The organism is Paraburkholderia mimosarum LMG 23256 = NBRC 106338, assembly GCF_000739815.1.
Lineage (GTDB): Bacteria > Pseudomonadota > Gammaproteobacteria > Burkholderiales > Burkholderiaceae > Paraburkholderia > Paraburkholderia mimosarum.
The window spans coordinates 1-1,447 of the sequence record NZ_BBJJ01000291.1; the positions used below are offsets into that span (position 1 = coordinate 1).

The 1,447-nt window shown below is 61.6% G+C and carries 1 protein-coding gene; it reads left to right on the forward strand.

Annotated features, from left to right (window positions below):
- The first annotated feature begins 288 nt into the window (after nt 1-288).
- Nucleotides 289-639, forward strand: a complete 351-nt coding sequence (locus BMI01S_RS37465; protein WP_042293449.1) for a hypothetical protein — start codon at nt 289-291, stop codon at nt 637-639.
- Nucleotides 640-1,447 lie beyond the last annotated feature (808 nt).

Consider the following 1,447-nt stretch of genomic DNA (forward strand, 5'->3'; position numbering starts at 1 on the left):
GGCCCGGCGAAGCCTGCAGGCCGGGCCGCGAAGACTGATTCTGAAACGGAACAGGGGAGGCGCTTGAGAAGCGTCGCAGAAGCATCGACGCATTGCGGATTCCTCCCTTGCCACACGCGAAAGCCCGATCTCCGTCACCATTCTGGTGTGGTCCCGTCCCGCCTGTTCCAGCGACGAGCAAACGATGGCGCGGAAGCGGCCCCAACCAGTTTTGCAGTGCCAGCCCGGAGACTGGGGAGGCCATGTTACCCTTGGTCGACGCTAACACCAGCGAAGCCGCGCTCCAGGATGAACGATACATTCGAGTTTTCTCGGGATTTCGAGCCGTTCCCCGAAGACCTGCCGAGAAAGGACTGGCAGACAAAGTCGCTCGATTGCGCCATGGCCGATTACTGGGTGGCAAGCGATGGACTTGTCGCGCGTCGCCAGTTTCTGGGTGACGGTTACTTTGGCAGCAACACAGCCTCCTTCACGGCTTATTTGTTCCACTTCCGGAAGCGCGTGAGACTCGACCTGAAAGTAGTCGTCGCTCACGGTCGCCTCCTGGAGCTTCGGCAAGAGCGCGAACCCGAAGCGGGGAAAGCGGTGGATGAGTGGACTATCCCCGTGCCGGGTCCCGATGCTGAACGTCACAAGTGACGCGGGCCGGATCGAAGACGACTCGATAAAAGAGCCCTCGTTGAATCCGTTGTGGCTCCCGGCCTCGCTTCATGCCGCGACGACAGCAATCAGGCCGTCGTCGAAGCGACTGCTCGATTCATCGCGCAAGGGGGGGCAGTGGACTCCGTCGCCCGCCCTGGCGCGTGCGATTGATGAGTCCGTGCTGGAGCAACGACGGAGCGCACGCGTGTAGCGCATGCGCGGGAGCGGTTCTGCGGCGGTGACACCGGGACTCAAGGCGCTTTCGCGCGGGGCGGCGATAACAAGCCGGAACAGCCTACTTTTTGTGCTCGTCAACGTTCGCCCCGGATGGTTCCACCAGAGCTCTCTGCCGTCGTGCCACCACGAATGGCAAGTGTCCATCCGGCGACGCGTCCCATTCGATCCGCCCGCGTATGGTGCTATCGATAGTCTGGCGCTCACGAAAATCAATGCGCCTGATTGAAAATGTGAGGCGACGAGCCGCCCGGGCAGGACGAGCCCATCATCAAGCTCTACTACACTTCCGCGTGCGGTGTCCCGGAGGGCGTTCCACGTGCGTTTTGGCGCGAGCCCAAGTATCCGGTTTTCCTGTCGCGGTTGGAGTCCCTCGATGCGATGCAGGAAACCGCGCCGCCGCTTGCCAAAACGCTCGGTGTGTCGGAGACACGCGCAACGGAGCTTTTGATGAAGGTTCCAAAGGGCAAGTATCTGCGGGTGCCGCCTCCATCGAAAACTCTGGCGGGATAGCCGTCCGTGCGGGGATGTACTCCGCCATAACGCCGGTCTGAAAACAAAAAGCCCGCTC

What these genes read in the sequence shown, in the direction of transcription:
- BMI01S_RS37465 (WP_042293449.1), top strand. Translation starts at nt 289, where the DNA reads ATGAACGATACATTCGAGTTTTCTCGGGATTTCGAGCCGTTCCCCGAA.